This window comes from Nostoc sp. 106C (genome assembly GCF_002154725.1).
In the GTDB taxonomy this organism is placed as follows: Bacteria; Cyanobacteriota; Cyanobacteriia; order Cyanobacteriales; family Nostocaceae; genus Aulosira.
Genome location: NZ_MTAW01000096.1, coordinates 40,299 through 46,811, shown reverse-complemented (window position 1 = coordinate 46,811; position 6,513 = coordinate 40,299). Strand labels below are relative to the sequence as shown.

9 protein-coding genes are annotated in these 6,513 nt (G+C 36.3%); 6 read left to right on the top strand and 3 right to left on the bottom strand.

Annotation, left to right across the window (positions count from 1 at the left end; genetic code table 11):
* Nucleotides 1-39: 39 nt before the first annotated feature.
* A complete protein-coding gene (locus BV375_RS12370; protein WP_243713923.1) occupies nt 40-357 on the top strand; it encodes a type II toxin-antitoxin system RelE/ParE family toxin in 318 nt (105 codons plus the stop codon).
* 81 nt (nt 358-438) lie between these two features.
* Here the strand turns inward: BV375_RS12370 and BV375_RS12365 are convergent, their stop codons facing one another.
* Nucleotides 439-1,161 (bottom strand): hypothetical protein, encoded by a 723-nt coding sequence (locus BV375_RS12365; protein WP_086760826.1) that lies wholly within the window; start codon nt 1,159-1,161, stop codon nt 439-441.
* A 21-nt stretch (nt 1,162-1,182) separates the two neighbouring features.
* The gene (locus BV375_RS12360) at nt 1,183-2,595 is read right to left on the bottom strand and encodes a methyl-accepting chemotaxis protein (protein WP_086760824.1); all 1,413 of its coding nucleotides are present in this window, start codon (nt 2,593-2,595) and stop codon (nt 1,183-1,185) included.
* A 220-nt stretch (nt 2,596-2,815) separates the two neighbouring features.
* Between BV375_RS12360 and BV375_RS12355 the strand changes: the two genes are divergently transcribed.
* From BV375_RS12355 to BV375_RS12345, 3 genes are all read left to right on the top strand, one after another.
* On the top strand, nt 2,816-3,847 hold the full coding sequence (locus BV375_RS12355) for a serine/threonine-protein kinase (RefSeq protein WP_086760822.1): 1,032 nt from the start codon (nt 2,816-2,818) through the stop codon (nt 3,845-3,847).
* Between the two features lie 113 nt (nt 3,848-3,960).
* Nucleotides 3,961-4,227, top strand: coding sequence for a hypothetical protein (locus BV375_RS12350; protein ID WP_086760820.1), 267 nt, complete (start codon nt 3,961-3,963; stop codon nt 4,225-4,227).
* The gene (locus tag BV375_RS12345) at nt 4,224-4,526 is read left to right on the top strand and encodes a type II toxin-antitoxin system VapC family toxin (protein WP_243713922.1); all 303 of its coding nucleotides are present in this window, start codon (nt 4,224-4,226) and stop codon (nt 4,524-4,526) included. Before BV375_RS12350 ends, BV375_RS12345 begins: the two co-directional genes overlap by 4 nt.
* A gap of 192 nt (nt 4,527-4,718) precedes the next feature.
* Here BV375_RS12345 and BV375_RS12340 read toward each other — a convergent pair whose 3' ends face one another.
* Nucleotides 4,719-4,931, bottom strand: coding sequence for a helix-turn-helix transcriptional regulator (locus BV375_RS12340; RefSeq protein WP_045872408.1), 213 nt, complete (start codon nt 4,929-4,931; stop codon nt 4,719-4,721).
* Between the two features lie 199 nt (nt 4,932-5,130).
* Here BV375_RS12340 and BV375_RS12335 point away from each other — a divergent pair, with 199 nt between their 5' ends.
* Both BV375_RS12335 and BV375_RS12330 read left to right on the top strand, forming a co-directional pair.
* Complete coding sequence (locus BV375_RS12335; RefSeq protein ID WP_086760818.1) at nt 5,131-5,625, top strand: hypothetical protein; 495 nt, start codon at nt 5,131-5,133, stop codon at nt 5,623-5,625.
* A 211-nt stretch (nt 5,626-5,836) separates the two neighbouring features.
* Nucleotides 5,837-6,400, top strand: a complete 564-nt coding sequence (locus tag BV375_RS12330) for a Uma2 family endonuclease (protein ID WP_086760816.1) — start codon at nt 5,837-5,839, stop codon at nt 6,398-6,400.
* Nucleotides 6,401-6,513: the final 113 nt, after the last annotated feature.

Sequence of the window (6,513 nt, the reverse complement as noted above, 5' to 3'; positions counted from 1 at the left end):
ATCTTCTCAAATTTTTGTCCTGCATAGCTTAGAGTTGCCTTGTCACCCTCTAAGGCCAGAGTGAATGTTTACTGGACAGAAACAGCAGTAGAAAATCTTTCAGCAATTTATGCTTATATTGCTCAAACTTCTCCACAGTATGCGGCTAGGGTAGTTGACCGTCTAACTAGACGTTCCCAACAGATTGCAAATTTTCCTTTGTCGGGTCGAATTGTTTCAGAATTTGAAACTGAGCAGATTCGAGAAGTGATTGAAGGCTCATATAGAATTATTTATTATATTAAACCTGAACAGATTGAAGTACTTGCTGTTCTACATGGTTCACAGCAAATTACATCAACTTCTGTGGATGAATAAGATTGGATTTTAATTGGTTCAACTCTTATTTTAGATGGTATTAAGTGAGTAGAGGTTTTATAAAAATTAGTCAAAAAGATATTAGCGGTTATTACCTGGGGTCTTATATTGTCCGAGTTGGGCGAAGCGAATTTCAATCCGCCGACGCTTGGGATTATCGTTTCTGTCTGGGGGCGCAAATCCTTGATCATCTGGTAGTAGTAGTTGCGCCGCAGAATAGGCTCTAAACTTTAGCCGCTTGAAAAGTCCAGCTTTTTTTTGCCGTTGCACGTTTTGCAGTTCTTTAACTACTGCTAAGGCTCGCATTAAACCCAAATCAGCATTAGAACCTGGACAAAGAATAGAAACATCTTTATTACGAGTAGCGACTTCTTCTAGTTTTGTATCTAAATTACCACCATCGCGATCGCTACACTTTAAAAAACCAACTTCTTCACCGTCGGTATGACCAATAACTTCTATAACATCAACTTTTTTATTACTATTTTCAATTTGATTTATATTATTTTCAATCTCTTTTAAAATTATGCCATTTTTACCGTTCTGACTAATATCTGTTTTCAAATTAGACGGTAAAACTGCACTACCTGAATCAAAATTATATTTTTCTGATGGTAGTTCAATGATTGTTTGTTTATCATCTGCACCAGTTGATATTTGAGAACTATTACTTTTTGAATTTCTAGCTATTACTAATAATAAAAGTAACGTAATAATCATAAAAGCATTAGACATTAAGTCAGTAAAAGAAGTCCAAATGCTAAAAGTATCATTCATTGGTAAAGTTCTTGTTCTTCTACGCATCTTCCAATTTCTCCATTGAGGCTATCCTCCAGTTTTTTGCAATTGTACTAATGCATTTAATAAATCAGAAAAATTAGTCTGGATTTGCTTCATTGTTTGAGAATTCCGATCAATGTTCTCTGCTATATTCTGTAATTGATTAATTTGGTTGCTCAGTAGCGATGCATTTTGATTTAACACTGATACTACTTGCGATATATTTGTATTAGAAGACTGTGTAGTATTTTCAATTACCCCAGCTAAACTCTGCAATCTATTATTGTGGTTGCCAACTTGTCCTGTGTGCTGAGTTAAAGATGTCGTTAGCTGTGATACATTATTATTGAATGATTGGCTAGTTGCTGATAGTGTATTAGCATTTTGTACTAGGCGATCGCTCACACGCTCTAAGTTTTGTTGAGTATTTTGAATTAAGCTCTGGATTTGTGAAGAGTTATTCACTAAAGCCTTACCAATATCTTGGAGATTATCTGCATAATCTTCTAATTTATCTATTGCATAATCGAAAGATTTGGTTGAGTCGCGAAGAGAAGATGTGATATCTGAGAAAGTTGTTGTTAATCTTGCTAAATTATTAGTAGCATTGCTTAAGACATTAGCGCCTGTTTGCATCGACTGCGAAGACTGATTTGCTACAGCCTGAAAATTATTAGCAGATGTATTTAATGTATTAGAAGCTGCTGTGACAGCATTTTGAAAATCTTGAGTATTTTTAGGTAGAGTTGTAATAAAACTGTTTAAGCTTTTGGAATAGTTGTCTATAGATTTAATTAAAACATCAATCTTTTCTGCTACAGTTGGCTGATTTTGAGAGAGAAAAAAATCATTATCAAGATAATCTTCTAACGAAATCAGCAGTTTATCCTTCTCTAAGTCTAAATCATAAGTAGGATGAAACTTCGTCAGGAAAACACTTCCAGCTAAAGCAGACAGACTACTAACGAATGCGATCGCCATTGAGCCGATAATATCTGGTAAGGCTTTTTGCAATTGCAGTTCACCACCAGTGTTTCTACTTATCAAAAATAAATTCATTGTAATACCCAAGAACGTTCCCAGTAAGCCAAGAGCTAATAGGGAATTGGGAAGTAATTGATAAGAGCGCTTATGTCTTTCCCAAATTTTTAATTCTTGATTTTCACTACATCTTTTTTCTATTAAAGCTATTTTATTAATTTTTTCATATTGATTTTTACTAATAGCTTTAACTTTCTGAACAAGTTCAATCTGAATTCGTTGTTCAATGATATCTACTTGTTTAAGTAAAGTATTCTTCAGGCGAATACCGTCAATAGTAGATTTTAAAGTTAAACCCACAAAGGCAAGCACTATTAAAAAAGGAAACCAAGGTATAAATGATGGCGTAATTAAATAAAGCAGAAACAATACAAAACAAATTATAAATACACCATAACGGATTGAAAGTTGATTCATAATTTAGCAACTTCAAAAACTTATTAATAGACGAAAAATATGTAATAAAAATTCTAAGTACGTAAAGTTTATCATATCATGTTGGTTGTAGTATAAAATACCTTAAATACAATTAGTCAATCATCTTCTAAGTTCAGCCTAGGTTCCTAGTTTTGACTTAGAGCATTGAATCCAAATTGACAAGGATTGCTTGGGACAATCTCTGCCACGGTGGTGTCACATGAATACAGGGATTTCAAAAATTATCAGTCGACGTTACGAGATTGTTGCATTGCTTGGGGAGGGTGGTTTTAGCAAAACTTATCTAGCCAACGACTTGTTTCAGTCTGGAGTCCAGTATGCTGTTAAGCATTTTACTTTCTCTAGCACTAAGCAAAGTGAAGTTGCTATAGCTAAGGAACTATTTCAACGCGAAGTAATAATTCTGGAAAAGTTAAATGGGCATCCACAAATTCCTAAATTTTTTCAATACGTAGAAGAAAATCAAGAGTTTTACTTAATCCAACAATATATTCAGGGAAATACTTTAAGTCAAGAAATAAAATATCGGCAAAAGTTAAAAGAGCCTGAAGTTATAAAAATTTTAAATAAACTAATAAATATTCTTGTGTTTGTACACAGCAATAATGTCATTCATCGTGATATTAAACCCGATAATATAATTCTAGACAAGCACGATAATTTATTTCTAATTGACTTCGGTGCCGTCAAAGAATTTATTGTTAATAATACTAGGCTACAAAAACCAGGAACTCAAATTTATACACAAGGTTATGCTCCAGTAGAACAAATGCGAGGCTTTCCTCAACCCAACAGCGATATTTATGCATTAGGAATGACAGTAATTGAAGCACTCACAGGTTTAGAACCTCAATTTTTGCCAATAGATAATTTAGGAGAGGTTATTTGGCGAGATAAAGCAAACGTTAGTGATTGGTTAGCAAGTATTTTGACTAAAATGGTTCGCTACGAATCCCAAGTAAGATATCAATCAGTTGAAGAAATCCTAAAAGATTTAGATACACTTTCAACTGCATCTAATTCATCAATCACTCAAGTGATAGCACCACCTGTAAACCCATATCCAATAACTGGTGAATCTACAAGTAATATAATTTTATATGTGCTAATGGTAGTTTTATCTATAATTGCAATCATGTATGCTGCTGGTTTACTACCAGGGAAAAAAGATACACAGCCAAAAAGACAACAATCTTCATTAATAGAAACATCGTTGAGTTTGGATGTTTAGTAGCAAGCTTAGAAGCGGCGTATCTTATCGCTAATATTGCCTATTATTCTCTTTTCTTCCCCTTGCTTGTATCGTGCTACCATTACCAATAAATTCTTTTGGGAGGTCAAGATATGGCTACCCTTCATCCACTAAATATACCTGATGAGTTATACGAACTTCTGCAAGAGTTAGCTAAAGCTGAAAATAGCTCAGTTGATGCTCAAGTTATTACAATATTGCAGAATGCCTTGGAAACAAAGACACAGGAAACGGAAGACGAAAGGCGAAAGAATGTGCCAAAACTTTTAGAGGAAATTCGTCTTCGTCGTGAAAGTCGTCGAACTGATGTGGAATGGCCTGATAGCACTGCGTTAATTCGGGAAGACCGCGACAGATGACTATCTCTCTTAGGTGCGTTGTAGATGCTAGTGTTGCTATTAAGCAATTTATACCTGATGATCCACTAACACCGAAAGTTAATCAACTGTTTGTTCACCTTACCAATCCTCAAACAGCAATCTTTGTTCCAGACCTGTTTTATATTGAGTGTGGCAATATTATCTGGAAGTATGTCCGCGCCAGACTTTATGCTGTTTCTGATGTTCCAGTAGATTTAGCAACTCTCAAACGCTTTCCTTTGCGTGTCGTTTCTACAGCTGACTTAATGGCAGATGCAGTTACTATCGCCTTGACTTAGGGAATTTCTGCCTACGATGCTTCTTATGTTGCACTTTCACAGCAGGCTGGTGCTACTTTGCTAACTCTTGACGGGAAGCTGGTAAGGGCATTATCTACTTCATCTTATGATGTTTGTTCGTTTAATGACTTTGATGTTCCACCATTGCCCTAATATAAAAGCAATCGCTCTCATCCCTAATGCAAACATCAATTATTCCTGCACAACCTCAACTAATTCCTCAATCATCACATCAAAAGTCCGTGCTAACTTCTGAATTGCGGTAAAATCTACAGTTGCTAGCCCAGGCGATCGCGCATAGGTTCTGAGAGTACTATAAACTACACCAGAACGGTCAGATACCTCTTTCAGCGTCCAGCCCTTCTCCGCAGCAAATTCTCGAATCTTTAGCCTAACCATTCCCATAATTTGCTTGACAAATGACTTATATGAGTCGTTTAATTATTATATTCTAATAATAACAATCGCCCTCTGGCCTGGAAAACTAAAGGGCGATTGCATTTGGGTTTTTTACACATATCCCGTTAAAGGAGATGTTGTCTCTTTCAACGGTAAGCATTCCATTTAAACGGAAGGCATTCCTTTTAAACAGAAATTTAACTTTATGTTATCATCACTCAAGCCAAAAGCGCTTGTCATCCGTGAATCGAAAATAGTTCATAAATCAGCAATTGTTCACCCACTAGCGCGATTTGTTACCGAAGAGGCAATCTGCTTAATATTCCAAATCAGCGTTGAAGAGATATATACAGTAGAATGCTGGCATTACATGGTTTATGTCCACGGTAAGGGCTTGAGTAAATTTGTGAGCTACGCTGATTTTCCGCCAATTCTGGGTGTACAACCACCTAATAAATCAGACTTTGTGAAATGGCGTAGACGCTGGCGCAAGCAAAATGAACCTCATCAAAATAAGCAAGCACCCCAATGGTGGACAGAATTTTTCGCTAATGAATTTTGGCAAGCCCACTCCGAAGATATATTACATAGTTGGGAACAATTAGTTGAGTTAATTCAATTTGCTTTTAATCCAGAAAAGTTAGAAGAACTGCGAAAGAAAGTTTGTGAATATAAAATTTTAAGTTGTGAGAGAACATAAAGTGTAAAAAATTCAGTGAACTACTAGGGTGAATCAATGTTTTCGGTATCAATTCTCCTTGAGAAATTTATCTGTCTAAACTTGGTTGATATTTATTAGGGAGTTTTAATTTGCCTACTCAAAAGCAGTCGAATATCGCTCTTTAATCAAGTGGCAAGCCTTCGGTTTGTTAGACTAAAAATACATCTTGTCATGCAGGATTTTTGGAGCTATGAGCGCCACAACTGCCCAACCCCTCACCCTGGAAGAATTTCTTAAGCTCCCAGAAACCAAGCCTGCTAGCGAATATATCAACGGTGAGATAGTTCAAAAGCCCATGCCCAAAGGGAGACACAGCCGCTTGCAAGGTAAAATCTGTGCTGCGGTCAATCAAGTTGCAGAGGATCGCAGAATTGCCTATGCGTTTCCTGAATTACGCTGTAGTTTTGGCTCACGCTCGATCGTACCCGATGTGGCTGTATTTCAGTGGACGCGCATACCATTCATCGTTGATGGAGAAGTTCCTGATAACTTTGAACTCCCCCCAGATTGGACAATTGAAATTCTATCGCCAGAACAAAAACCCAATAAAGTAATTGGCAATATTTTGCACTGTCTAAAGTATGGTAGCCGCTTAGGATGGTTTCTTGACCCTGATGACTTCAGTATCTTAGTATTTTTACCAGAGCAACAGCCATTGCTGCTCCAGGGAAAAGATTCTTTACCCGTCTTATCAGAAATTGAGCTAGTACTAACTGTCGAACAAGTTTTTGGTTGGTTAAAAATGGGTAGTTAGTATTGTGCTATTTGTATGCTATTCCTATTTATAGTGCGTTAATACAAAGACGCTTTCTTCTTGCCCAAGGGGTTGTAAGAAAAGCGTCTGATGAGTGGAAATAAATAGTGTGC